This is a genomic window from Phenylobacterium sp. (assembly GCF_030645195.1).
Lineage (GTDB): Bacteria > Pseudomonadota > Alphaproteobacteria > Caulobacterales > Caulobacteraceae > Phenylobacterium.
The window spans coordinates 33,369-57,678 of the sequence record NZ_JAUSLW010000030.1 but is presented as its reverse complement, the minus strand read 5'-3'; the positions used below and the strand labels follow the sequence as shown (position 1 = coordinate 57,678).

Annotated in this window: 24 protein-coding genes; 12 read left to right on the top strand and 12 right to left on the bottom strand. The window is 70.5% G+C overall.

All coding sequences use genetic code 11. The features are described from left to right. Positions 1–8: 8 nt before the first annotated feature. On the bottom strand, positions 9–2,177 hold the full coding sequence (locus Q7T09_RS02845; RefSeq protein WP_304697452.1) for a bifunctional (p)ppGpp synthetase/guanosine-3',5'-bis(diphosphate) 3'-pyrophosphohydrolase: 2,169 nt from the start codon (positions 2,175–2,177) through the stop codon (positions 9–11). Between the two features lie 95 nt (positions 2,178–2,272). Then, positions 2,273–2,632: a DNA-directed RNA polymerase subunit omega gene (gene rpoZ, locus Q7T09_RS02840; RefSeq protein ID WP_215340105.1), complete on the bottom strand. Its 360-nt coding sequence runs from the start codon at positions 2,630–2,632 to the stop codon at positions 2,273–2,275. A gap of 149 nt (positions 2,633–2,781) precedes the next feature. Between rpoZ and Q7T09_RS02835 the strand changes: the two genes are divergently transcribed. Beyond that, positions 2,782–3,393, top strand: coding sequence for a DUF998 domain-containing protein (locus Q7T09_RS02835; RefSeq protein WP_304697451.1), 612 nt, complete (start codon positions 2,782–2,784; stop codon positions 3,391–3,393). Here the strand turns inward: Q7T09_RS02835 and folK are convergent. Beyond that, positions 3,357–3,890 carry a 2-amino-4-hydroxy-6-hydroxymethyldihydropteridine diphosphokinase gene (folK, locus tag Q7T09_RS02830; protein WP_304697450.1) on the bottom strand — a complete coding sequence of 178 codons (534 nt, stop codon included), beginning with the start codon at positions 3,888–3,890 and terminating at the stop codon, positions 3,357–3,359. The genes Q7T09_RS02835 and folK overlap by 37 nt on opposite strands. Positions 3,891–3,925: 35 nt before the next feature. Between folK and Q7T09_RS02825 the strand changes: the two genes are divergently transcribed. Genes Q7T09_RS02825 through Q7T09_RS02815 form a run of 3 tightly spaced genes read left to right on the top strand, consistent with a single transcriptional unit; the run spans position 3,926 to position 5,585 of the window. Next, positions 3,926–4,519: an NYN domain-containing protein gene (locus Q7T09_RS02825; RefSeq protein WP_304697449.1), complete on the top strand. Its 594-nt coding sequence runs from the start codon at positions 3,926–3,928 to the stop codon at positions 4,517–4,519. Then, positions 4,519–5,166: a uracil-DNA glycosylase gene (locus Q7T09_RS02820; RefSeq protein ID WP_304697448.1), complete on the top strand. Its 648-nt coding sequence runs from the start codon at positions 4,519–4,521 to the stop codon at positions 5,164–5,166. Before Q7T09_RS02825 ends, Q7T09_RS02820 begins: the two co-directional genes overlap by 1 nt. An 11-nt stretch (positions 5,167–5,177) precedes the next feature. Beyond that, positions 5,178–5,585 (top strand): GFA family protein, encoded by a 408-nt coding sequence (locus tag Q7T09_RS02815; RefSeq protein ID WP_304697447.1) that lies wholly within the window; start codon positions 5,178–5,180, stop codon positions 5,583–5,585. On the opposite strand, the gene Q7T09_RS02810 is transcribed toward Q7T09_RS02815, so the two are convergent. From Q7T09_RS02810 to dapA, 3 genes are read right to left on the bottom strand one after another with little or no spacing between them, the layout of a single operon-like run. Next, positions 5,586–6,335, bottom strand: coding sequence for a GNAT family N-acetyltransferase (locus Q7T09_RS02810; protein ID WP_304697446.1), 750 nt, complete (start codon positions 6,333–6,335; stop codon positions 5,586–5,588). Continuing rightward, on the bottom strand, positions 6,335–6,790 hold the full coding sequence (gene smpB, locus Q7T09_RS02805; RefSeq protein ID WP_304697445.1) for an SsrA-binding protein SmpB: 456 nt from the start codon (positions 6,788–6,790) through the stop codon (positions 6,335–6,337). The genes Q7T09_RS02810 and smpB overlap by 1 nt, the downstream gene beginning before the upstream one ends. Continuing rightward, positions 6,790–7,674 (bottom strand): 4-hydroxy-tetrahydrodipicolinate synthase, encoded by an 885-nt coding sequence (gene dapA, locus Q7T09_RS02800; protein ID WP_304697444.1) that lies wholly within the window; start codon positions 7,672–7,674, stop codon positions 6,790–6,792. The genes smpB and dapA overlap by 1 nt, the downstream gene beginning before the upstream one ends. A gap of 128 nt (positions 7,675–7,802) precedes the next feature. Here dapA and Q7T09_RS02795 point away from each other — a divergent pair, with 128 nt between their 5' ends. Continuing rightward, the gene (locus Q7T09_RS02795; protein WP_304697443.1) at positions 7,803–9,956 is read left to right on the top strand and encodes a lytic transglycosylase domain-containing protein; all 2,154 of its coding nucleotides are present in this window, start codon (positions 7,803–7,805) and stop codon (positions 9,954–9,956) included. Between the two features lie 103 nt (positions 9,957–10,059). On the opposite strand, the gene Q7T09_RS02790 is transcribed toward Q7T09_RS02795, so the two are convergent. Genes Q7T09_RS02790 through Q7T09_RS02770 form a run of 5 tightly spaced genes read right to left on the bottom strand, consistent with a single transcriptional unit; the run spans position 10,060 to position 13,730 of the window. Further along, positions 10,060–10,572: a hypothetical protein gene (locus Q7T09_RS02790; RefSeq protein ID WP_304697442.1), complete on the bottom strand. Its 513-nt coding sequence runs from the start codon at positions 10,570–10,572 to the stop codon at positions 10,060–10,062. Then, a complete protein-coding gene (locus Q7T09_RS02785) occupies positions 10,569–11,330 on the bottom strand; it encodes an ABC transporter ATP-binding protein (RefSeq protein WP_304697441.1) in 762 nt (253 codons plus the stop codon). Before Q7T09_RS02785 ends, Q7T09_RS02790 begins: the two co-directional genes overlap by 4 nt. Then, positions 11,327–12,313 (bottom strand): iron ABC transporter permease, encoded by a 987-nt coding sequence (locus Q7T09_RS02780; protein WP_304697440.1) that lies wholly within the window; start codon positions 12,311–12,313, stop codon positions 11,327–11,329. The genes Q7T09_RS02785 and Q7T09_RS02780 overlap by 4 nt, the downstream gene beginning before the upstream one ends. Further along, positions 12,310–13,086, bottom strand: a complete 777-nt coding sequence (locus Q7T09_RS02775; RefSeq protein WP_370689192.1) for an ABC transporter substrate-binding protein — start codon at positions 13,084–13,086, stop codon at positions 12,310–12,312. The genes Q7T09_RS02780 and Q7T09_RS02775 overlap by 4 nt, the downstream gene beginning before the upstream one ends. Positions 13,087–13,097: 11 nt before the next feature. Then, entirely contained in the window at positions 13,098–13,730 is a 633-nt protein-coding gene (locus Q7T09_RS02770; protein WP_304697439.1) for a TetR/AcrR family transcriptional regulator, read from the bottom strand. 159 nt (positions 13,731–13,889) lie between these two features. Here Q7T09_RS02770 and Q7T09_RS02765 point away from each other — a divergent pair, with 159 nt between their 5' ends. Together Q7T09_RS02765 and Q7T09_RS02760 are read left to right on the top strand one after the other, a co-directional pair. After that, complete coding sequence (locus Q7T09_RS02765; protein ID WP_304697438.1) at positions 13,890–14,792, top strand: class I SAM-dependent methyltransferase; 903 nt, start codon at positions 13,890–13,892, stop codon at positions 14,790–14,792. Further along, positions 14,789–15,580 (top strand): RNA methyltransferase, encoded by a 792-nt coding sequence (locus Q7T09_RS02760; RefSeq protein WP_304697437.1) that lies wholly within the window; start codon positions 14,789–14,791, stop codon positions 15,578–15,580. The genes Q7T09_RS02765 and Q7T09_RS02760 overlap by 4 nt, the downstream gene beginning before the upstream one ends. 11 nt (positions 15,581–15,591) lie before the next feature. Here Q7T09_RS02760 and hrpB read toward each other — a convergent pair whose 3' ends face one another. Then, positions 15,592–18,027: an ATP-dependent helicase HrpB gene (hrpB, locus tag Q7T09_RS02755; RefSeq protein ID WP_304697436.1), complete on the bottom strand. Its 2,436-nt coding sequence runs from the start codon at positions 18,025–18,027 to the stop codon at positions 15,592–15,594. A 125-nt stretch (positions 18,028–18,152) separates the two neighbouring features. Here hrpB and Q7T09_RS02750 point away from each other — a divergent pair, with 125 nt between their 5' ends. From Q7T09_RS02750 to Q7T09_RS02730, 5 genes are all read left to right on the top strand, one after another. Continuing rightward, positions 18,153–19,694, top strand: coding sequence for an amino acid permease (locus Q7T09_RS02750; RefSeq protein WP_304697435.1), 1,542 nt, complete (start codon positions 18,153–18,155; stop codon positions 19,692–19,694). 75 nt (positions 19,695–19,769) lie between these two features. Next, positions 19,770–20,441, top strand: a complete 672-nt coding sequence (locus Q7T09_RS02745) for an MBL fold metallo-hydrolase (RefSeq protein ID WP_304697434.1) — start codon at positions 19,770–19,772, stop codon at positions 20,439–20,441. Positions 20,442–20,493: 52 nt separating this feature from the next. Beyond that, positions 20,494–21,225: a response regulator gene (locus Q7T09_RS02740; RefSeq protein ID WP_304697433.1), complete on the top strand. Its 732-nt coding sequence runs from the start codon at positions 20,494–20,496 to the stop codon at positions 21,223–21,225. After that, positions 21,222–22,577, top strand: coding sequence for a cell wall metabolism sensor histidine kinase WalK (locus tag Q7T09_RS02735; protein WP_304697432.1), 1,356 nt, complete (start codon positions 21,222–21,224; stop codon positions 22,575–22,577). The genes Q7T09_RS02740 and Q7T09_RS02735 overlap by 4 nt, the downstream gene beginning before the upstream one ends. 169 nt (positions 22,578–22,746) lie before the next feature. Next, the gene (locus Q7T09_RS02730) at positions 22,747–24,303 is read left to right on the top strand and encodes an efflux RND transporter periplasmic adaptor subunit (RefSeq protein ID WP_304697431.1); all 1,557 of its coding nucleotides are present in this window, start codon (positions 22,747–22,749) and stop codon (positions 24,301–24,303) included. Positions 24,304–24,310: the final 7 nt, after the last annotated feature.

Sequence of the window (24,310 nt, the reverse complement as noted above, 5' to 3'; positions counted from 1 at the left end):
CGATGGGCTCACCCCTTCGCCCGCTCCACCGTCTCGATGGACGGGTTGGCGCGCAGGGCGGCGCCGATGTGGGTGAGGTGGCGGGCGTCCTTCACCTCGACATCGAAGTCGACGTCGAAGAAGTCGGCGTGGCGGCGGTGCATGCGCAGGTTGACGATATTGCCGCCGGCCTCGCCGATCACCGTGCAGGCCTGGCCCAGGACGCCCGGCGCGTTGCGGATGGTGGCGGTCAGGCGCGACAGGGTGACGGTGTTGCGCTCGGCCTCCGGCGTCCATTGCAGGTCGCGCCAGAGCTCTTCCTTGTCCTCGTATTCCGCCAGCTTGGCGCAATCGATGGTGTGGACCGTCAGGCCGCCGCCGTCGGGCTCGATGATGCCGACGATGCGGTCGCCGGGCACTGGGGTGCAGCATTGGCCGAAGTGCAGGGAGACCCCAGGGGTCAGGCCGCCGCCACGGACATAGAGCCTGGCCGCCTTGCCACCCTCGATCCGTCGCACGGCGGTGGCCGCCTCGCGGTCGGAGGCCTTGAGGCCCGGGAAGATCACGTCCAGCACCTGGGTCGGGGAGATGCGACCGCGGCCGACGATCTCGAACAGGTCGTCCTCGCCCGCCACGGCGAAGCGTTCCAGGGCGGGCTTCAGGGAGACGTCCTTGCGGGCCTTGCCGGCGCGCTCGAAGGTCTGGTCCACCGTGGCGCGGCCGAGCCTCGTGAACTCTTCCTTCTCGGTCTGGCGGATGTGGCGGCGGATGGCTGAGCGGGCGCGGCCGGTGACGGTCAGGGAGCGCCAGTCGGGGGGCACCACGGGCTTGGCGCCACGGATGACCTCGACCACATCCCCATTCTGAAGAGTCGTCCGTAAGGGCTTGAGTTCGCCGTTGATCTTCACCCCGATGCAGGTGTCGCCGACGTCGGTGTGGACGGCATAGGCGAAGTCCAGAGGCATCGCGCCCCTGGGCAGGCTGACCAGCTTGCCCTTCGGCGTGAAGACGAAGGCCTGGTCGAGATACATCTCAAGCTTGGCGTGCTCCACCAGCTCCTCGACGTCCCCGCCGTGCTCCAGCACCTGGACCAGATGGCGCAGGTTGAGCAGCGGGTCGCGGCCCCCGGCGTCGGCCTGGGCCTCGGCGTCGAAGCCGTAGGACTTGTCCTTGTAGCGCCAGTGGGCGGCCACGCCCTCCTCGGCCACCCGGTCCATGGCCTCGGTGCGGATCTGCATCTCGATGCGCATGCCCTTGGGGCCCACCACCGTGGTGTGGATCGAGCGGTAGTTGTTGCGCTTGGGCGTCGAGATGAAGTCCTTGAACCGCTCGGGCACGCTGGGCCAGGCGCGGTGGATGACGCCAAGCGCGCGGTAGCAGTCCTCTTCGGAATCGACGATCACCCGGAAGGCGTAGATGTCGGAGAGCTGGGAGAAGCCGATCGACTTGCGCTGCAGCTTGCGCCAGATCGAATAGGGGTTCTTCTCGCGGCCGAAGACCCGGGCCGAAAGGCCGCCGTTCTCCAGCTTCGAGGCGATCTCGCCCGAGACCACCGCCACGGCGCCGCCCTGCTCGATACGCAAGGCCTCCAGCCGGCGGCCGATGGCGTCGCGGGCCACCGGGTTCAGGTGCTCGAAGGCCAGCTCCTCCAGCTCCGAGCAGATGCGGTGACAGCCGATGGAGCGGGCGAGCGGGGCGTAGATGTCCAGGGTCTCGCGGGCGATCCGCTCGCGCTTGGCCGGGCTCTTGATGTAGTGCAGCGTCCGCATGTTGTGCAGGCGGTCGGCCAGCTTGACCATCAGGACGCGGACGTCCTTGGAGATGGCCAGGATGAACTTGCGCAGGTTCTCGGCCTGCTTGGTGTGCTCGCTGTTGAGCTCCAGCTTGGTGAGCTTGGTCACCCCCTCCACCAGCTCGCTGATCTCCGAGCCGAACAGGTCGGTGATGTCCTGGGCGCTGACCGGGGTGTCCTCGATCACGTCGTGCAGCAGGGCCGTGACGATGGTCGCGGTGTCCAGCCGGTAGTCGGTGAGGATGCCCGCCACCTCGATGGGGTGGGCGAAATAGGGGTCGCCGGAGGCGCGCTTCTGCGAGCCATGCATGCGCATGGCATAGACATAGGCGCGGTTCAGGATCGCCTCGTCGGCGGTCGGATCGTAGGAGCGGACCTTCTCGATCAGCTCATATTGGCGGAGCATGCGCAGGGGCCGAGTCGGACTCGGCGGCGCAATCTTCTGGTCGACGGCGGGGTCAGGCGCCGCCGTAAGCGTGAGGGGTTCTGCGCCTTCCGGGCTCAGTACCGCTCCTCCTGACCGCCGTCACGGTCGCTCTGCAGGGCGCGGACCAGTTCCAGTTCGCTCATCTGCATGTGGGTCGGATCGGCCAGCAGGGCGAGGGTTTCGGCCTCTTCCTCGGCTTCGGAGCGCTCGTCGACGCGCTGCAGGGTCCCGATCAGGGTCTCGCGCAGCTCCTCGGCGTCCACCACGTCATCGGCGATCTCCCGCAGGGAGACGACCGGATTCTTGTCGTTGTCGCGATCGACCAGGATGGCCGAGCCGGCCGAAATGGCGCGGGCCCGGTGGGCCGCCAGCAGCACGAGGCTGAAGCGGTTCGGAACTCGTTCGATGCAATCTTCGACGGTGACGCGGGCCATGGAATCCTCAAGTCGGGGGTAGAACCGAACAAAATAGAGGGTTTGAGCTCATTGTGCAACGCCGCAACGGCGGCAATCGGGCCCCGACTTGACGTGAATGGTCGCAGGCGGCCAAGCTGACCCCCAATAGTCAAGCTTGGAGCGGTCATATGGACAGGTGGCTCTTGCGGCTCGGCATCGCCGCGCCGGTTCTCTATCTCGGCGCCGTGATCGTCGGATCCCTCTTCTATCCCGGCTATAGCCACGTCACCCAGTACGCCAGCGAACTGGGCTCGGCCTCGGCGGCGCGGCCGGAGATCTTCAACTACGGAATCATCTCGGCCGGGGTCTGCGCGATCCTCGCCGGCCTGGGATTCGCCCTGGTGTTGCGGGCCCTGTCCAAGGGCTGGATCTTCTCGAGCCTCGCGGGGCTGAGCATCAGCCTCTGGGGCGCCTCGATGATCATGGGCGGAATGTTCCCCATGCCCGACGAGAGGCACGGCGGCTTTGGCCTGGGCATGGCCATCCAGGTCGCGCCCCTGCTGGTCTTCCTGGCCCTGACCGGCCGGGCCCAGATGACCGGCCTGAAGACCTTCCTGCTGCTGATCCTGTTGGCCTCGGGGGCCCTGTTCGCCATCATGATGGGGGTTGGCGGCCTGGTTCACCGCGCCGACGTCGGCCTGTGGCAGCGAGCCTACGCCCTCAGCAGCATCCCATGGATCGCGGTGGCCGCCCTCTGCCTGGATCAGGCCATGGGCCGCAGGCGCGCCGCGGCGGCCTGAACCGGCCGCGCGTCCAGGCCGACGGTGGCCCGAGCGGCCAGCTCGCGCGCTGTCGCCCCCAGGGTCGGATGGCGCCAGTCCGGGACGATCTCCGCCAGCGGCCCCATGACGAACAGCCGCTCGTGGGCGCGGGGGTGCGGCAGGGTCAGTTCCTGCTGCGCCAATACAGCTCGGCCATGGGCGATGAGGTCCAGATCGAGGGTCCGGGGCGCGTTTTTCTCGCTCCGCACGCGACCGAAGGTCGCCTCGATTGAAAAAAGGGTATGCAGAGCTTCCAGCGGGCTAAGCTTCGTCTCGACAAGCGCGACGCCGTTGCGATACTCGTTGACGGTCGGGTCAGGCCAGGCGGCAGAGCTCCACCAGGATGACCGGGCAACCACAGGCAATCCCGCCTGGGCGAAACGAGCGAGCGCCGCCTCCAGAAGAGCTTCGGACGAACCATAGTCGCCGGCCATATTACCGCCCAGCGCGACGATGACGGTCCCGTCCAGGTCCATGCGCCTCCCGCCCCCTATTTGGATTTCCGATCCCAATGACATTTTATCCCACGGACAGGCTGGCGCTCTTCATCGACGGCGCGAACCTGTATTCGGCCGCCAAGGGGCTCGGCTTCGATATCGACTATCGCAAGCTGCTGGAAGAGTTCCGCAAGCGCGGAATCCTGGTGCGCGCCTACTACTACACCGCCCTGGTGGAGGATCAGGAGTATTCGCCGATCCGTCCCCTGGTGGACTGGCTGGACTATAACGGCTTCCGCCTGGTGACGAAGCCGGCCCGGGAATACACCGACGCCCAGGGGCGCAAGCGCTGGCGCGGCGACATGGACGTCGAGATCGCCGTCGACATGCTGGAAATGGCCGCCCACGCCGACCACCTGCTGCTGTTCTCCGGCGACGGCGACTTCCGCTGCCTGGTGGAGGCGGTCCAGCGCAAGGGCGCGCGGGTGACCGTGGTCTCCACCGTGAAGTCCCAGCCGCCGATGGCCAGCGACGACCTGCGCCGTCAGGCCGACTGCTTCATCGACCTGGCCGACCTGGCCGACATCATCGGCCGGCCCTCGCGCCTGCCCCGCTTCATCCAGGAAAGCCGCACCGGGGCCGACCGCGAGGCGGACGCCGAGGCCTGATGCCGATCACGACCGCCGTGGCCGAGCCGCCACGGGACTGCCCGCTCTGTCCGCGCCTGGTGGCCTATCGGGCGGCCAACCGCGCCGACCATCCCGACTGGTGGAACGGGCCGGCGCCCTCTTTCGGCGATTCGAACGCGCGCCTGCTCGTGGCGGGCCTGGCGCCCGGCCGCACCGGCGCCAACCGCACGGGGCGACCCTTCACCGGCGATGGCGCCGGGATAATGCTCTACGAGACCCTGCTGAAGACCGGCTTCGCCCGCGGGACCTATGAGGCGCGGCCCGACGACGGGCTGGAGCTGACAGACTGCATGATCACCAACGCCGTCCGCTGCGCCCCGCCGGGCAACAAGCCCGAGACCAGCGAGGAGGCGACCTGCCGGCCCTTCCTCAGCGCGCGCCTGGGCGCCCTGCCCCGGCTCAAGGTCATCATCACCCTTGGCGACGTGTCGCGGCGCAATGTGCTCAAGGCCATCGGCCTGAAGGCCTCCGCCGGGCCGCCCGGCCACGGGACGGAGTTCCAGGCCGGGCCCTATGTGATCCTCAACAGCTACCATTGCTCGCGGCTCAACACGAATACGGGCAGGCTGACGGGCGAGATGTTCGAGGCGGTGTTCCGGCGCGCCAGGGCGTTGATAGAAAGCTAGGGAGGGCTGTCATGACGCCGATCAAGGGAAGCTGCCTCTGCGGCGCGGTGACCTTCGAGATCACCGGAACGCCCCTGCACCTGACCTATTGCCACTGCGACCGCTGCCGAAAGGCCTCAGGCCTGTCATCGGCGGTGGTGATGGTGAAGGCCGCCGACTTCCGGCTGCTCACCGGCGCCGACCAGATCAGCACCTATGAACCGCCCGCGCCCTGGACCCACAAGCGCTGCTTCTGTGGGGTCTGCGGATCGTCGCTTGGCGAGCCCCTGGGCGGACACGAGGTCTTCCCGATCGCGGCCTCCGCCCTGGACGATGATCCCGGGATCAGGCCCGTCCTGCACATGAACACGGCGTCCAAGCCCGACTGGCATGGGATCGGCGACGGGGTGAAACAGATCCCGGGAAATTACGGCGCGTAGCTAGCCCGGCCTGCTCCAGTAGAAGTAGCGCCAGGCCTGCTGGAAGCCGGCGCGGCGGTAGAGCGACCTCGCCGGGGCGTTCTTCTCCTCCACCTGCAGGAAGGCGTGGTCGACGCCGCGCGTCAGGGCCTCGGCCGCCAGGCCCGCCAGCACCCGGCCCGCCAGGCCCTCGCCGCGGCGGCCAAGGTCGGTGCGCATGCCGTGGAAGCTGGCCCAGCCGTGGCCCAGGGTTCCGCACCCCACCGCGACTGTGCGCTCGCCATCCCGCACCATGCCGAACCGGGCGCCGGCCGAGCGGCTCAGCGCCTTGACCCGATAGGAGCCGTCGACGGGATCGAACCCCTCCCCCAGAAACACCGCCGCCCAGGCCTCGTCGGGCCGCTCGGCCACCTCGGCGGGGGGATGGTCGGTGACGGCGGCGACCGCGGCGAGCGGCGCGGTCTTCACCAGGGTCGGCTGTTCGGAAACATAGCCGCGGCGGGTCAGCTGGACGCGGACGGCCTCCAGGCCAGGGCCGTCGGCGATCCGGAAGGCCGGGGTCAGGCCGCGACCGGCATAGGCGGCCTCGATGCGGTCGAAGACCTCCAGGTCGGCGGAAAGGTCGTGGCGCAGGGGCACGGCGCTGGCGGCGCGGCGGATGGAGCCGGGGTCCAGGCCCAGCAGCCAGCCCTCGATCTCCAGAACCTCTTCGGGCGCCACGGCGGCCAGGGTGGCGCGCTCGATGGCCTCGACCTGCGACGCCTCGATCATCAGCCCCGGTCGCGCATCAGGCGGGCTTTGTCGCGCTGCCAGTCGCGGTCGGCGGTGGCCTGCCGCTTGTCGTGGGTCTGCTTGCCCTTGGCGAGCGCGATCTCCAGCTTGGCCAGACCCTTCTCGTTCCAATAGAGCTTGGTGGGGACGAGGGTCCGGCCCTCGCGCTGGACGGCGCCGATCAGCTTGTCGATCTGCTTCTTGTGCAGCAGCAGTTTCCGGTGCCGGCGCGGCTCATGGTTGAAGCGATTGGCCTGGCCGTAGGGCGGGATGTCGGCGTTGATCAGCACGATGTCCTTGCCCTCCACCGCGGCGTAGGACTCCGCGATATTGGCCCGGCCCTGGCGCAGGGATTTCACTTCGCTGCCGGTCAGCATCAGTCCGGCCTCGAAGGTCTCCTCCAGGAAGTAATCGTACCGCGCGCGGCGGTTCTCGGCGATGAGCTTGCCGGCCATCAGATCAGGCCGGTGTCCCGCAAGGCGGCCAGGACCTCGTGGCGGGCGGTTTCCGAGCACGGGGCGATGGGCAGGCGCACATGGGCTTCGCAGAGCCCGAGATGGCCCAGGGCGAACTTGGTGGGCGATGGCGAGGCGTCGGCGAACAGCGCCTTGTGCAGGCCGATCAGCCGGTCCTGCCAGTAGAGGGCGGTCTTCCAGTCCTCGCCGAGGGCGGCGTTGTAGAAGGCCGCACAGAGGTCGGGCGCGACATTGGAGGTCACCGAGATGCAGCCGTGGCCGCCGTGGGCCATGTAGCCCAGCGCCGTCAGGTCGTCCCCCGACAGCATCACCCAGTCCAGGCCGCAGAGCAGGCGCTGCATGGTGGCCCGGGTCATGTCGCCGGTGGCGTCCTTGACGCCGACGATATTGGGCAGCTTCGACAGCCGGCCCAGGGTGACGTCGGAGATGTCGACGCTGGTGCGGCCCGGAACGTTGTAGACCAGGACCGGAAGCTGCACCGCCTCGTTGATCGCCGCATAGTGGGCGTAGAGGCCCTCCTGGCTGGGGCGGTTGTAGTAGGGGGTCACCACCAGGGCGCCGTCGGCCCCGACGGTCTTGGCGTGGCGCACCAGCTCGATGGCCTCGGCGGTGGAATTGGAGCCCGCCCCGGCGATCACCGGCACACGCCCCGCGGCGGTGGCGACGCACAGTTCCACAACCCGACGGTGTTCGTCGTGGCTGAGCGTGGCGGTTTCGCCTGTGGTGCCGACGGGCACCAGGCCGTGGACGCCTCCCGCGATCTGGCGCTCGACGAGGGCGACAAACGCCTGCTCATCGACCGCGCCGTCGCGGAACGGCGTCACGAGGGCCGGCATGACGCCCTTGAACAAAGGTTCGGACATGGTCTGCAAAAAGCCGTGAAAGCGAGGCCAGTTGTTGCGGCCTCAAGATTTGGCCGGACAATATGGCGGCCAGGCCCTAAGCCGCAACCAACTCGTTCCGTATTTCGCACGACCCGGAGTAATTCGTTTTGCCGTCACAGGCCCGTAAGGCATTCCTCACCGCCGCCGCCGCCGTTCTGCTGTCGGGTGTCGCCGAGGCGCAACAGCCGCCGGTCAACGGTCCCCGTCCCTATGAAGGCCCTCCGCCCCCGATCGAGCTGACCCAGACCCAGCCGATCGCCTATCGCGGCTCCCTGTCGGACACCGACGGCGCGGCCCTGCGCAGCGCCCTGGAGTCGGCCAAGCGCGCCGACGTCACCGGCGCCCGGTCGGCGATCGCCATGATCAACGATCCGATCGCCAAGAAGATCGCCACCTGGGCGCTGGCCGATTCCGCCGCCGATTCCCTGAGCTTCTTCGAGATCGACCAGGCCCGCCGCGACCTGGCCGGCTGGCCGCGGTCCGGGCGCCGCCAGATGGCGGCCGAGAAGCTGCTGGAGACCTCCGGCCAGAGCCCGCAGCGGATCATCGACTGGTTGGGCGGCGCCGAGCCGGTGACCGCCGAGGGCGCCATCGCTCTGGCCTCGGCCTATCGCGCCACCGGCAGGTCCAAGGAGGCCGCCAGCCTGATCCGCCACTTCTGGCGCGACCGGCTGTTCGAGGCCGATCCGCAGCGCTCGATGCTGGCCCGCTTCGGCGACGTACTGACGGTAGACGACCACGTCCGCCGCGCCGACGTCATCCTGTTCGGCAGCCAGGGGCCCGCCGCGCGGGACATGATCCCCCTGCTGCCGGCCGACCAGGCCCAGCTCGCCCAGGCGCGCATGGCCCTGCGCCAGAATTCCCCCAGCGCCAACGCCCTGGTGAACGCTCTTCCCGCCAGTGTCAGCAATTCGCCGGGCCTGGCCTTCGAGCGCGCCGCCTATATGCGCCGCCGGGGCATGGACCAGATCGCGCTGGGGCTGGTGAAGAGCTTCCCCACCGACATCCCCTTCACCGAGATGGGCGAGCGCATCTGGGACGAGCGTTATCAGCTGGTGATCTCCGCCCTGCGCAACGGCGACTCCCTGGGCGCCTACACCGCCGCCGCCAACACCGGCCTGACCCAAGGCACGGACGCCACCGAGGCTGAATTCTACGCCGGCTGGATCGCGCTCACCCGGCTCAAGCGCCCCGAGGACGCCGACCGCCACTTCGCCGCCATCGAGAAGATCGGCTCCTCGCCCATCACACGGGCCCGCGCCCTCTACTGGCGCGGTCGGGCGGCCCAGGACCGCGGACAGCAGGATCGCGCCCAGGGTTATTATGGCGGTGCGGCTAGGTTCAACACGACCTTCTACGGCCAGCTGGCCGGCGAGAAGATCGGCTATGGCAAGCTGACCCTGGGCCGCGACCCGATCATCACCCAGGCCGACCGCAACCGTTTCGAGGGCCGCGAGACCGTGCGCGCCGCCCGGCTGCTCTACGAGATCGGAAACAAGGACCTGTTCAAGACCTTCGTCCTGACCCTGGACGACATCCTGCCCACCGCCGAGGAGGAGGCCCTGTTGGTGGACCTGGCCCGCGGCTATGGCGACATCGACACCGGCATGAAGGTGGTCCGCGCCGCCGCCCAGCGCGGCTTCATCCTGCCCGAGCGCGGCTATCCCGTGCGCTCGGCGCCCGACGTGCCCGGCGCGCCCGAGCCGGCCCTGGTCCTGGGCATCACTCGCCAGGAGAGTGGCTTCGATCCGACGATCCGCTCCGGCGCCGGGGCGCGGGGCATGATGCAGCTGATGCCGGGAACCGCCTCGGTGGTGGCCCGTCGCATGGGCGCCAGCTATTCGCCGGGCATGCTGGACGATCCGGAATACAACATGCGCCTGGGCTCCAGCTATCTGGGCCAGATGGTGGGGACCTTCTCAGGCTCCTACCCCATGGCCATCGCGGCCTATAACGCCGGCCCCGGACGCCCCATTCAATGGTCGACCTTCTGCGGCGACCCGCGCGGGGCGGCCACCGATCCCATCGACTTCATCGAGTGCATCCCATTCTCCGAGACCCGCAACTACGTCATGCGGGTGATGGAGGGAATGCAGGTCTACCGCGCCCGGCTGAACGGCGGCACGGCGCCGATCACCCTGTCGGCGGACCTGAAGCGCGGCGGCTACGGCACGGGCTACGTGCCCTCGGGCGGCATCGTCCAGTCCCAGAACGCCATTCCGACCCAGGCCAGCGGCGGGATGGCGCCCATCCCCAACTAGAGCCGAGGCCTTCGAGATCGGCATGCCCAAGATCGACATCGACATGATGAGCGCCAACGCCGACGGCCGCTTCGTGCGCAAGGACGGTACGCCGTACTGACGCTCAGGCCTCGTTGACCCAGGCCTCGATCAGCGGCGCGATCAGGTCCAGGTCCTCATAGAGGTGATCGCCGCCCGGGATTTCCACCGCCGTGCAGCGCGGGCGCCGCGCCACGATCTCCGCGAGCGGCGCGTAGGCGCCGTTGAAGTCCTCCGCCTGCTGGATGAACAGGGTGGGGATGGCGTCGCAGTGCGCCTCCAGCAGCGGGATGCGGTCCTCGGCGATCAGGCGGTTCAGAGGCGTGGCGACGAAGACGCAGGCGGTGGGCGAAAAGTCGTGTCGGGCCGCCGCCAGCATGGTGATCAGGGTTCCGATGGACTTGGCTATGACCAGGTCGGCCGAGAGCAGGCAGACAGCGTCAGCCTCTGGAAGCACGTCGGGGTCGGTCCAGTCGGTGTGCCAAAAGCCGTGCCGGCGGACTTCCGTCTCCGTCTGGCCCACCTCCAGGCGGGCCAGCAGAGCCTGCATCTGACCCAGGGTCGCCGGCTCGCGTCCAGGCAGGCCCAGCAGCTTCACGGCCGCGCTCTGCGCGCCGCCAGGGTCAGGCCGGCGGAGGTGGCCTCCAGGGCGCCCTCCAGGCCGAACACCTGGCGCAGGACCGGCGGCGTGAGCGCATCGGCCGGCGCGCCATCGGCGACGATGCGGCCGGAGCCCACCACCACCAGCCGGTCGCAGGTCCGGGCCGCCAGGCCGAGGTCGTGCAGGGTCAGGACCACGGCGGCGCCGCGGGCGGCCTCCTCGCGGAACAGCTCCAGGGCCAGGAGCTGGGCGTCGGGGTCGAGCCCCGCGGCCGGCTCGTCGGCCACCAGCAGCGGGGCGGCGGTGACCAGGAGACGGGCCAGCAGCACCCGCGCCCGTTCGCCACCGGAGAGATCGAGCACACCGCGCTCCGCGAGATTGGAGAGCCCAACCCGTTCCAGGGCCCTTAGGGCGGCGGCCCGGGCCAGGGTTGGCGGTTTGCTGGCCGCCCCCAGGCTGGCGATCCGCCAGGCCGGCAGGCTCCAGCCGACGCGCCGCTCCTGGGGCAGGTAACCCACCAGGGCCGCGCGGCCCGCCTCATCCAGGCTGGAGATGTCGCGTCCGGCCAGTTCGGCGCGGCCCGAGGAGAGCCTGGCCAGGCCGAGCGCCGCGCGCAGCAGGGTGGTCTTGCCCGCGCCGTTCGGGCCTACGACCCCCACGACCTCGCCAGGCAGGACCTGGAAGCTGGCGCATGACAGAACCTCGACCTCGCCGCGCCGAACGGTGGCCTCGTGCAGGGACAGGGCCGCGATCATGCGCGCCAGCTCCGGGCCGCGCGCCAGGCGATCAGGGCGAAGAGCGGCGCGCCGAACAGGGCGGTGACCACCCCCAGCTTCAGTTCCTGGTCGGTGGGGATCATCCGCGCGGCGACATCGGCGGCCACCAGCAGGCCGGCGCCCGCCAGGGCCGAGGGGGTCAGGGTCCTGCCCGGATCGGCGCCCGCCCCGGCCCGCACCAGGTGCGGCGCGGCCAGGCCCACGAAGCCAATGATCCCGGCCATCGCCACGGCGGCCCCGGTCAGCAGGGCTGCGCCCGCCACGGCGGCGGCGCGCAGGCGACCCATGGGCAGGCCCGACAGCGCGGCGGTCTCCTCCCCCAGGGTCAGCATCACCAGGCCGCGGGCGGCGTAGACGCAGAGGCCCGCGCCGGCGGCCATCGGGAGGATCTCGCGGGCGATGTCGTTCCAGCCGCGATTGGCCACCGAGCCCATCAGCCAGGACAGAATCTCCGCCGTGGTGACCGGCGAGGGCGACAGGTTGAAGATCAGGGCGGTCAGGGCCCCGGCGAAGGCCGACAGGGCCACGCCGAACAGGATCAGGGTCTCGGGCTCGCGGAATCGGGCGGCGAGCGCCGTCAGCATCAGGCCGGTGGCGAGCGCCGCCATCAGGGCCGCGACCTCCGTGCCGCCCGGCGTGGCGGCCAGGCCGAGCGCGATGGCCAGCGCCGCGCCAAGGCCGGCGCCCGCCGAGACTCCCAGCACCCCGGGATCGGCCAGGGGATTGCGCAGCAGTCCCTGCATCACCGCCCCGGCGAGGCCGAGCGCCCCGCCCACCACGGCGGCGGCCACGGCGCGGGGCGCGCGGATGGTCCAGAGGATCTCGCCGGGCGCCGAGGCGGGGTCGGCGAAGGCCTGGGCGTACTGGGCGGCGCTCAGCGGAGTCTCCCCCAGCAACAGGCCCAGGGCCACGAGGCCAAACAGGATCAGGACCAGCAGGAGGTTGAGCCTGAGGCTGCTCATCGCGGCGCCCTGGCGGCCAGGATCTCCACGGCCTCGGCGGCGGAGGGATCGGGACAGCCGAGCATGGCGCCGGGCAGGCTGGCCACCGTGCGGTGCGCGGCCAGGCGCTGCATCACCGGATGACGGCCCATGCCCCAGTGGTTGTTGGCCAGCATGAAGCTGTCGAAGAAGCCCAGCACCACCGCCCGAGGCGGCTTCAGGGCCAGTTGCTCCAGGGAGACGGGTTGATAGCCGGGGCCTGGCGACGTCGGGGCGAGGCCGGCGGATATCAGGATCTGATGCACCAAGGTTCCCTGCCCGCCGGTGAAGCCGCCCGGGGTGATATAGAGGGCCGTGGCCCCGCGCCAGGCGCGGTTCGAGCGGGCCAGTCGGGCGTCCATGCGGGCGATCACCGCCTCGCCCTGGGGTCGGCGGTCCAGGGCGGCGGCGACGCGGCGGACATTGGCCCGCACCCCGTCAAAGTCCGAGGCGTCCTCAATGGTCACCACCCGGGCGCCGCGCTGCTGAAGCTGGGCCACGAACCGCGGATCGCCGCCCCAGTAGCGGACGACGAGCTCGGGCCGCACGGCCAGGGCCGATTCCAGGGTGGTGCGGCGCAGGGGGAGGCCCTTGGCCAGGGCGCGCAGGCGGGAGTCCGGATCGTCGGCCCGCGTGGAGAGACCAACGATGGCTTCCCGGGGGCTGAGGGCGAGGACGAACTGGTCGGCGCACTGGTCCAGCGAAAGAACCCGAGGCGCGGCCCGGGCTTGGCCCGCCAGGGCCAAGCCGATCAACGCTGCGACGATCAGTCGACGACGAGACCGTTCATCAGCCCGTCCAAAGTGACCTCGATCAGCTCCTCGGTCGGCGCCCAATCGAAGTTCGGGCGGCTGGTCAGCAGGGCCACCACGCCATGGCAGGCCGCCCAGAGGGCCTGGGCGGCGCTGTCGGCCGTGCCGGTCCGCAGGCGGCCCTCGGCCGCGATCTCGCGCACCGCGCCGCTGAAGATGTCGTAGCATCGCGCGCTCATGTCCGCCGTACCGTCATGCCAGATGGGCGATACGGGATGAACGCCGGCGAACACAAGCAGATAGGCGTTCGGGTGCTCGAAACCCCAACGCATGTAGGAGTCCAGCATCTGCTTGACCCGGGTGGCGGCGTCCAGCGGCTTGGCGGCGATGGCGGCGTTGCGCTCCAGCAGCTGGATGATGGTCCGCTCGCAGATCTCCAGCAGGATGCCGCCCTTGTCGGGGAAGTGCATGTAGAGGGCGGTGGAGGAGACGCCGACCTCGTCGGCGATCTTGCGGATGGTGGCGCCCTCATAGCCCTCCGCCACGAAGATTCGCTCGGCGGCCGTGAGGATTTCTTCGCGCCGCAGGTGGCCGTCACCCTTGGGCTTGCGCGCCGAACGCCGTGTGGTCACTGCCGTGGTCGTCACGGGAATCCTTCCGTCAACCGAACTGCTTGCAGCGGAAACCAAAAGCCCAGCCCGCGCAAGTCAGACCTGAAACAATGCGACATCACGGCGCCCCGCGCCATTCCGCTCCGCCGCCGGTTGACTGGACGGCTGCGCGCCGGACCGGGTAAGGCCAAGGACATGACCAAACCCGCCCCTACCGTCGCCGAGGCCCCCGGCGTCATGCGCACCACCGGCTGGGCCGACTACGCCCTGCTGGACTCTGGCAATGGGCGCAAGCTGGAGCGCTACGGCCGCTATTCGGTGGTCCGCCCCGAACCCCAGTGCCTGTGGGCGCCGTCCCTGGGCGAGGACGTCTGGGCCAACGCCGACGCGGTGTTCGATCCCAGCGACGAGGAGGACGCCGGCCGCTGGCGGTTCCGCGAGCAGCCCAAGGACACCTGGCCGCTGGCCTGGCAGGACGTGAAGTTCAAGGCCCGCTTCACGGCCTTCCGCCACCTGGCCTTCTTCCCCGAACAGGCCGCAAACTGGGCCTGGCTGGACGAGAAGGTACGCGCCGCCCAGGGCCAGCCCCGGGTGCTGAACCTGTTCGGCTACACCGGGGTCGCCAGCCTGGTCTGCGCCGCGGCCGGGGCGGCGGTGACCCATGTGGACGCCTCGAAGAAGGCCATCGGCTGGGCCCGCGAGAACGCCGAGGCCTCGGGGCTGGCCGACAAGCCCATCCGCTGGATCTGCGAGGACGCCCGCCGTTATGTGCAGCGGGAGGTGCGGCGGGGCTCAAAGTACGAAGGCATCATCCTCGATCCGCCGAAGTACGGTCGCGGGCCGGACGGCGAGGTCTGGAAGTTGTTTGAGAACCTGCCTGAGCTTTCGGCCCTATGCGCCGAACTTCTTTCGGATAAGGCGGAATTCCTGCTGCTCAACGCCTATGCCGAGCGCATCTCCGGCGCGGCCCTGGCCGGGCTGCTGGCCGACCGGCTGAAGGACCGCGGCGGCCGCATCGAATGGGGGGAGTTGGCCCTGGTGCAGCAGGACGGCTCGCGCCAGATCGGCATGTCCTTCTACGCCCGGTGGGCCCCGTGAGCGACCGCACCGTCACCTCGCTGACCAATCCCACGGTCAAGGCGGTCCGCGCCCTGCACCTGCGCAAGGAACGCGACGAGACCGGCCTGTTCGTCGCCGAGGGGCTGAAGATCGTCACCGAGGCGGTGGAGACCGGCCACGCCCCGGCCATCCTGATGTACGGCCGGGAGGCCGGCGGCCACCCCCTGCTCCGCCAGGCGATGAGCGCCACCAAGGCCGGCGGCGGCGAGGTGATCGAGGTCACCCCGGAAATCCTCGCCAAGGTCTCGCGCCGCGACAACCCCCAGGCGGTGGTGGGCGTCTTTCGCCAGGTCTTCACCGCCCTGGAGGACCTGAGCCCCCAGTCCTCCTCCTGCTTCGTCGCCCTGTACCGGGTCCGGGACCCCGGTAACCTGGGGACCATCGTGCGCACCGCCGACGCCGCCGGCTGCGGGGCGGTGATCCTGGTGGGAGAATGCTGCGATCCGTTCTCGGTGGAGGCGGTGCGCGCCACCATGGGCTCGATCTTCGCCGTGCCCATCGTGCGGGCCAGCGAGGAGGCCTTCGCCGCCTGGCGTCAGGCCTGGCCGGGCTCGGTGATCGGCACCCTGCTGACCGCCACCGTCGCCCACCACGAGGCCACCTACGCCAAGCCCGCCCTGGTGTTCATGGGCAACGAGCAGCAGGGCCTGACGCCGGAAATGGCCGCCCTCTGCGACGTCAACGTCAAGATCCCCATGCGCGGCCGCGCCGACAGCCTCAACCTGTCGGTGGCGACGGGGATCATGATCTACGCGGCGACGGCATAGGTCGCCCGGCGTCAGGTCCCCCGCGGCTTGGCGCGCGCCGTGGGGGCGGCGTTGGCCGGGTCCTCGGGCCAGACGTGCTTGGGGTAGCGGCCGCGCATGTCGGAGCGGACATCCTTCCAGGAGCCGGCCCAGAAGCCCGGCAGGTCCTTGGTGGTCTGGACCGGGCGATGGCCCGGCGACAGCAGGGAGAGGGTCAGGGGCACGCCGCCGGCGACGGTGGGGTGTTCCTTGAGGCCAAACACCTCCTGGACCCGGACGTCGACGCGGGGTCCACCCTCGGCGGCGTAGTCGATGGCGAAGGCGTTGCCGGTGGGCGCCGCCCAGCGCAGGGGCGCGGCGGCGTCCAGGCGGCGTTGCTGGTCCCAGGGGATCAGGGTGCGCAGGGCGGCGTCGAGGGCGTCGGGCTTCAGGGCGGCCAGGGACCGGACGCCCGACAGCAGGGGGACCAGCCAGTCGTCCAGGGTCTCTATGAGCGCGGCGTCGGAGAGGTCGGGCCAGTCGCCCCCGGCGGCGCGCAGGAAGCCGACGCGGGCGCGCAGCGCCTCCGCGGCAGGGCCCCATCTCAGCGCGCCCAGCCCTTCGCTGCGCAGGCGATCGGCCAGGGCCTGGGCGATGAGGGCGGGATCGGGGTTCTCGTCGATCTGTTCGCGCAGGGTCAGGCGGCCGAGGCGGGTGATCTGCTTGGCGCGCAGGCGGCCCGCCCCGCTCTCCTCCAGCCGGCTCTCGACGACGAGTTGGCCCTGGAAGGCGGCCAGCAGGTCGGCCTCGTCCAGGGGCGCGGCCAGCAGGATGCGGTCGCGGCGGTCGCCGCCCCCCAGTTCGGCGATGGCCAGCCACTTCTCCCTGGCCAAGGCGTCTGTGGGCTCGAGAAAGGCGCCCCGGCCGCTGACCAGCTGGAACTCGCCGGTCGGCCCGCGCGCCTTGGCGATGCGCTCGGGATAGGCGAAGGCCAGCAGCAGGCCGTCGTCCAGGGGCTCCCCCTTCCCGGCCTTGCCCGCCATCCCCGCCCAGCGGTCGGCCAGCGCCCTGGCGTCGCGGGCCCGGGGGGAGCGGTCCCGCTCGAAGGCCTCCAGCCGGTGGCGCAGGTCGGCGTCGCGGCCCCCTAGGCCGCGCTCGGTGACCAGGGCGGCGATGCGGGCGGCGCGGGACGCCTGGCCGGTGGCCGCGGCCTTCAGCACCATGTGGGCCAGGCGCGGCGGCAGGGGCACCTCGCTCAGCGCCTCGCCGTGCGGGGTGAGGACCCCATCGTCAGTGAGCGCCTCGAGCCGACGCAGCAGGGTGCGGGCCTCTGCGAAGGCCGCGGCGGGCGGGGCGTCGAGGAAGGCCATCGCGCCCACGTCCTTCGCGCCCCAGCGGGCGAGGTCCAGGGCCAGGCCCGAGAGGTCGGCGTCGAGGATCTCCGGATCGGCATAGGCCGGAAGCGCCCGGGTCTCGGCCTCGTCCCACAGGCGGTAGGCGACGCCTGACTCGGTGCGGCCGGCCCGCCCTCGGCGCTGGTCGGCGGCGGCGCGGCTGACCCGGACGGTGGCCAGGCGGGTCAGGCCGCTGGCCGGATCGTAGCGGGGCACACGGGCGACGCCGGAATCGATCACGACCCGCACGCCCTCGATGGTCAGGCTGGTCTCGGCGATCGAGGTGGCCAGCACCACCTTGCGCACGCCGGGCGGCGGCGGCGAGATGGCGCGGTCCTGGTCGGCGGGGTCGAGGGCGCCATAGAGGGGCGCGATCAGCACGTCGGGCCGGCGGACGCGCTCTGCCAGCAAGTCGGCGGCGCGGCGGATCTCCCCCTGCCCCGGCAGGAAGACCAGGATGCTTCCGGTCTCCTCGGCGAGCGCCCGCTCGACAGCGCGGACGACGCGGTCCTCCAGCCGCAGGCGGTCGTCACGGCCGAGATAGCGGGTGTCGACAGGATAGGCCCGGCCCTGGCTCTCGATGACGGGGGCGGCCAGCAGCCGGGCGACCGCGGCCCCGTCCAGAGTGGCCGACATCACCAGCAGGCGCAGGTCGTCCCGCAGCAGGCCTTGAGCGTCGCGGGCCAGCGCCAGGCCCAGGTCGGCGTCCAGGCTGCGCTCGTGGAATTCGTCGAAGATCACCAGGCCGACCCCCTCCAGGGTCGGGTCGCCGAGAATCATCCGGCTGAAGACTCCTTCGGTGACCACCTCGATGCGGGTCCTTGCCGAAACGCGGGACTGCATCCGAACCCGGTAGCCGACAGTGTCCCCCACCCGCTGGCCCAGGGTCTTGGCCATGCGCTCGGCCGCGGCCCGGGCGGCCAGGCGGCGGGGCTCAAGCATGATGATCTTGCCCCCGGCCAGCCAAGGGGCGTCCAGCAGGCGCAGGGGGACCAGGGTGGTCTTGCCGGCGCCCGGCGGCGCCACCAGGACGGCGGAGGTCTTTTCGACCAGGGCCGCCTGCAAGTCAGGCACGATTTCCTCAACAGGCAGCATGGAGGGGGTCTATCCGCGCCCAGGGGCCGCGCCAAGCCTTGCCGCTTGACCGCTGGGTGAGCAGACCGCACGGTCCGGCAAGCTTAATTCGCGCGGCGGGGGGACCGCCGCGACTGGGAGGGAATATGTGGCGTGTAAAGCCGCTCGACGCGATCCTCGCGACCGCTGAAAAGAAATCACTTCACCGATCCCTGGGGGCGTTCCAGCTGACCATGCTGGGGATCGGCGCCATCATCGGCACCGGGATCTTCGTCCTAACCGCCGAGGCCGCCCAGAAGGCGGGCCCCGGCATGATCGCCGCGTTCGTCATCGCGGGCTTCGTCTGCGCGGTCGCCGCGCTCTGTTACTCCGAGATGTCGGCCATGGTGCCGGTCTCGGGCTCGGCCTACACCTACAGCTACGCCGTCATGGGCGAGATGGTGGCCTGGATGGTGGGCTGGGCCCTGATCCTGGAATACGCCGTCGCCGCTGGCGCGGTCTCGGTGGGCTGGTCCGGCTATGTGGTCGGCCTGATCGAGAACGCCTTCAGCATCGACATTCCCAACGCCCTGGTCCTGGGGCCGATGGACGGCGGGATCGTCAACCTGCCGGCGGCAGGCATCGCCCTGCTGGTGACCTGGCTGCTGGTGATCGGCACCCGGGAATCGGCCACCGTCAACGCGATCCTGGTGGCCATCAAGGTCGCGGCCCTGACCCTCTTCTGCGTCCTGGCCCTGCCGGTGATGAAGATGGAGAACTTCGAACCCTTCGCCCCCCTCGGCATGGCCGGGATCTCGGCGGCGGCGGCCTCGATCTTCTTCGCCTATGTGGGCTTCGACGCGGTCTCCACCGCGGCCGAGGAGACCAAGAATCCCCAGAGGAACATGCCCATCGGCCTGATCGGCTCGCTGGGGGTCTGCACCATCTTCTACATCCTGGTGGCCTCGGGCGTAATCGGCACGGTCGGCGCCCAGCCGGTGATGGACTCCGCGGGCCTGGGCCTGCGGCCCGGCAGCCAAGAGATGACCGCCGCCTGCGGCGCGCTCGCCGGCGACCATGTCGTCTGCTCCAAGGAGGCGCTCGCCTGGACCCTGCGCAAGATCGGCTGGCCCCAGATCGGCAACCTGCTCGGCCTGGCCGCCGGCCTGGCCCTGCCCTCGGTCATCCTGATGATGATGTTCGGCCAGACCCGGATCTTCTTCGTCATGAGCCGTGACGGCCTGCTGCCGGCGGTGCTGTCCAAGGTCCATCCGAAGTTCCACACCCCGCACGTGATCACCATCATCACGGGCGTCTGCGTCTCGGCCTTCGCGGCCTTCTTCCCGGTGGGCGTGCTGGCCGACATCTCCAACTCCGGCACCCTGTTCGCCTTCGCCATGGTGGCCATCGCGGTGATGGTGCTGCGCAAGACCGATCCCAACCGCAAGCGGCCCTTCCGCACGCCGGCGGTGATGATCGTCGCGCCCCTGGCCGCGGCGGGCTGCATCTATCTGTTCTTCAGCCTGTCGAGGGAAACCCAGCTGCTGTTCGTGATCTGGGCGGCCATCGGCCTGGTGGTCTATTTCCTCTACGGCTTCCGCAACAGCCACATGGCCCGCGGCATCGTCGAGGTGCCCGAGCTGTCGCCCGACGCGCCGCCGGAATCGGTTCCGCCGATGCCTGGCGCGCCGCCGCCCGGCTCGCACTAAGCCCAAGTCCAAGGCGAGGCCCGGGATCACATCCCGGGCCTTTTCTTATGGGCGGCTTGCGCCGATGCTAGGGACATGTCCGAGACGTCCCCGCCCATCCGCGCCATCATCGCGCCGGTCACACCCCTGGCGCAGAACTGCACCATCGTCTGGTGCGTGAAGACCAGGAAGGCGGCCATCATCGATCCGGGCGGCGAGGTCCCGCGCCTGCTCGACGCCCTGAAGGCCCACGACCTGACGCTCGAAAAGATCTGGATCACCCACGGCCACCTGGACCATGCCGGCGGCACGGCGGCCCTGAAGGCCGCCACCGGCGTCCCCATCGAGGGACCCCATCCCGACGACGCCTTCTGGATCGACCAGATGGAGGCCAGCGGCGCCAAGTGGGGCATGCCCGAGGCCCGCAGCTTCACGCCCGACCGCTGGCTGGCGGACGGCGACCTGGTCACCCTCGGCGAGACGCAGTTCGAGGTCTATCACTGCCCGGGCCACACCCCAGGCCACGTGGTCTTCTTCCATCGCGAGGCCCGTTTCGCCCAGGTGGGGGACGTGCTGTTCCAGGGTTCGGTGGGGCGCAGCGACTTCCCGCGCGGCAACCACCAGCAGCTGATCGACTCCATCACCGGCAAGCTGTGGCCGCTCGGCGACGACGTGGCCTTCGTCTCCGGCCACGGTCCAATGTCGAAGTTCGGGATCGAACGGCGGACCAACCCCTTCGTCGCCGACGACGTGCTGGCCGGGGATTAGCGATTTCAGTCGTGAAATCTGTGCGTTACGCGGAGGGCTGAAAATGGCGCGAATGGAACCCAGTACAGACCAGGTCCCCGCGACCGCCCGCATCCTGATGGTCGACGACGACCCCGGTATTCTCGACGTCGTCTCCGACTTCCTGGGCAAGCACGGCTATCTCGTCGACACCGCCTGCGACGCGCGCGAGATGGAGCAGGCCCTGGAGCGGGGGCCCGTCGACCTGATCGTGCTGGATGTCATGCTGCCCGGCGAGGACGGCCTGTCCATCGCCCGCCGGCTGAGCGGCGAAGGCCCGCCGATCATCATGCTCTCGGCCATGGGCGAGGATACCGACCGGATCGTCGGCCTGGAGCTGGGCGCCGACGACTACCTGGCCAAGCCCTGCAATCCGCGTGAGCTGCTGGCCCGGGTCCGCGCCGTGCTGCGGCGGGCCGAGCAACGGGGCGGATCGAACGGCGGCGGGGCCGGCTGCGAGTTCGCCGGCTGGCGGCTGGATCTGGTGCGGCGCGAGCTACGCTCGCCGCCGGGCGTGGTGGTGAACCTGTCCTCGGGCGAGTTCTCCCTGCTGCGCGCCTTCGTCGAGCGGCCCCAGCGGGTCCTGACCCGAGACCAACTGCTGGACTTCGCCCGCGGCCCCGACTCCGACGCCTTCGACCGGGCCATCGACGTCCAGATCAGCCGCCTGCGCCGCAAGCTGGACGACGGCGGCGGCGGCCAGGACCTGATCCGCACCATCCGCAACGAGGGCTACATGTTCACCGCCAAGGTGAAGCGGACATGACGAGCGCGTGGTCGGGGCGGCCGACCGCGTCGCTGTTCGCCCGGCTGCTGACCCTGATCGGCATCAGCCTGGTGGCCTCCCAGGCCATCAGCCTGTTCATGATCTTCAACCTGCCGCCGCCGGCGCCGGACTTCTATCGGCTGAGCGAGGTGGTGCAGACCTTCCGCGGGAACGCGCCGGCCTTCACCGAGCGGCGGCCGCTGGAGCTGAAGATCGTCGCCAAACCGCCCTCCCCGGCCATGGAGGGACGCACGGTGCCGCAGATCCGCGCGGAGCTGGCCCGGGAGTTCGGGGTCACGTCGGACCGGGTGGTGATCTCCGCGCCGTCCCGCCTGCCGGTCTCCGACCGCCGGGTCTTCCGCATCATCCGCGACCGCATGGCCCGGGCCGGGGGCGAGCGCGAGGAGCATTTCCTGATCGCCCCCTTCGACGTGGCGGTGCAGCGTCCCGACGGGCGATGGGACATGGTGCGTCCGACCCCTGGCCTGGGCCTGGATCCCTGGCAGCGCCGCATCGTGCTGTGGCTGTTGCTCTCGGGCCTCGCCCTGGCGCCGGTGGCCTACATCTTCGCGCGCAGGCTCGCCCAGCCGTTCCAGATGTTCGCCGACGCCGCCGAGCGGCTGGGCCGCGACCCGCGCGGCGCCCGCCTGCCGGTCTCCCTGAAGGGGACGGCGGAGATCAATGTCGCCGTGCGCGCCTTCAACGACATGCAGGACCGGCTGCGGCGCTACGTCGAGGATAGGACCGCGATGGTCGGCGCCATCGCCCACGACCTGCGCACGCCGCTGACCCGCCTGCGCTTCCGCATCGAGAACGCGCCGGAGGAGACCCGCGCCAAGATGGCCGCCGACATCGACCAGATGGAGGAGATGATCGCCGCGGCCCTGACCTTCGTGCGCGACGCCAGCCGGCCAGCCGACCGCACGCCCCTGGAGCTCTCCTCCCTGCTGGAGAGCGTCTGCGACGAGATGGCCGAGACCGGCTTCGACACCGAGGTTGAGCGCGGCGACAAGGTGGTGATCGAGGGCGACCCCGTAGCCCTGCGCCGCCTGTTCACCAACCTGCTGGAGAACGCCGTGAAATTCGGCGGTCGCGCCCGGGCGCGGGTCTACCGCGAGGCCGCCAGCGCCATCGTCGAGATCGAGGACGACGGTCCGGGCATTCCCCCGGAGGACGCCGAGCGGGTGTTCGAGCCCTTCTACCGCCGCGAACCCTCCCGCAGCCGCCAGACGGGCGGCATCGGCCTGGGCCTGGCGGTGGTCCGTTCGGTAGCGCGCGGCCACGGCGGCGACGTGGTGATGGTCAACCGCGCCGGGGGCGGCCTGACCGCGCGGGTGCAACTTCCGCTCTAGGTCTTTGTTGCCAGGCCGCAAGACTTGGAACCGGGCTGAAATTGTCGCGTAACGCCTGTCTGATCTTGGACAAAGCAGGTCATCCCCGGTTCAGCCGGACTTTCCTAACCTGCCGGCCCCTGCGTCGTGGAGACACCTCTTGAGCCCGAACCCGACCCGACCCTCCAGGATGCGGCTGCCTCGCCCGGTCATGATCGGACTGGCGGTGCTGCTCCTGGCGCTGCTGACCGTGGTCGGCTGCCGGGTGCTCAAGAAGGACGAACCCAAGGACCCCTACCGCACCGCGGCGGTGGACCAGGGCGCCATCACCCGCTCGGTCTCGGCCTCGGGCACGCTGGAGGCTCTGGTGACGGTGGAGGTGGGCTCGCAGATCTCCGGCCAGATCCGCCAGGTGCTGGTGGACTTCAACGACGAGGTGAAGGCCGGCCAGACGCTGGCCATCCTCGATCCCCAGACCTACGAATCCCGCGTCGCCCAGGGTCAGGCCGACATCGCCGCCGGCGCCGCGGCGGTGCGCCAGGCCCAGGCCCAGGCCGCCAACGCCCAGGCCGACTACAATCGCAAGAAGATCCTGGTGGAGAAAGGGTTCTACGCCCCCTCGGTCCTCGACCAGTCCCAGGCCACCTACCGCGCCGCCGCGGCCAGCGTCGAGGCCACCCGCGCCCGGGTCGGCCAGAGCCAGGCGGCCCTGCGCAGCACGCGGGTGGACCTGTCGCGCACGATGGTCGTGGCCCCCATCGACGGGGTGATCGTCGACCGCCAGATCGAGCCCGGCCAGACCGTGGCCGCCAGCCTGTCGGCCCCGGTGCTGTTCCGCATCGCCCAGGACCTGTCCAAGGTGCAGGTAAAGATCTCCGTCGACGAGGCCGACATCGGCCAGGTCAAGGAGGGTCAGGCCGTCAAGTTCACCGTCGACGCCTTCCCGGATGACAACTTCACCGGCATCGTCACCCAGGTCCGCAAGCAGCCGGTCACCGACCAGAACGTGGTGGCCTATACGGTGATGGCCGAGGCCGACAATCCCAGGGGCAATCTCCTGCCCGGCATGACCGCCAACGCCGACATCGTCATCGAACAGAAGGCCGGCGTCATGAAGGTCCCGGCCGCGGCCCTGCGCTGGCAGCCGGCCAGCGCCAACGCCCAGGCCGCCCGCCCCGCCGGGGGCTTCGGCCCGCCCGGCATGGGCGGAGGCTTCGGCGGCGGCCAGCGGGCCCAGGGTGGCGGCGGTCAGCGCGGCGGCATGGGCGCGGCCCGTCTGGTCCAGCAGCTGGACCTGGACGCCGCCCAACAGAAGGCCTGGGCGCCCATCGAGGCGGACCTGCGCACCAAGACCGCCGCGGCCTTCGCCAGCGCCGGCGGCGACCGCAGCGCCATGCGCGAGACCATGCGCAAGAACACCGAGGCGGCCATGGCCAGGCTGGAACCCCTGCTGCGCCCCGATCAGAAGCAGAAGCTCGCCGTCCTGCGCGCCACGATGGCCCAGGGCCGCGGCGCGGGCGGCATGACCGGGGGCGTGGTCTATGTGCTGCGCGACGATAAGCCGGTCCCCGTCCCCGTGCGGGTGGGGGTCACCGACGGCTCCTTCACAGAGATCCGCAGTCCGTCCCTGAAGGCCGGCGACCAGGTGATCACCGGCGGCGGGCCCAAGCCCAAGGTCAAGGCCGCCTCGCCCTTCGCCGGCGGCGCCCCCGGAGCCGCCGGCGGCTCCGGCCGGCCCCGGACGTGAAGCGCGG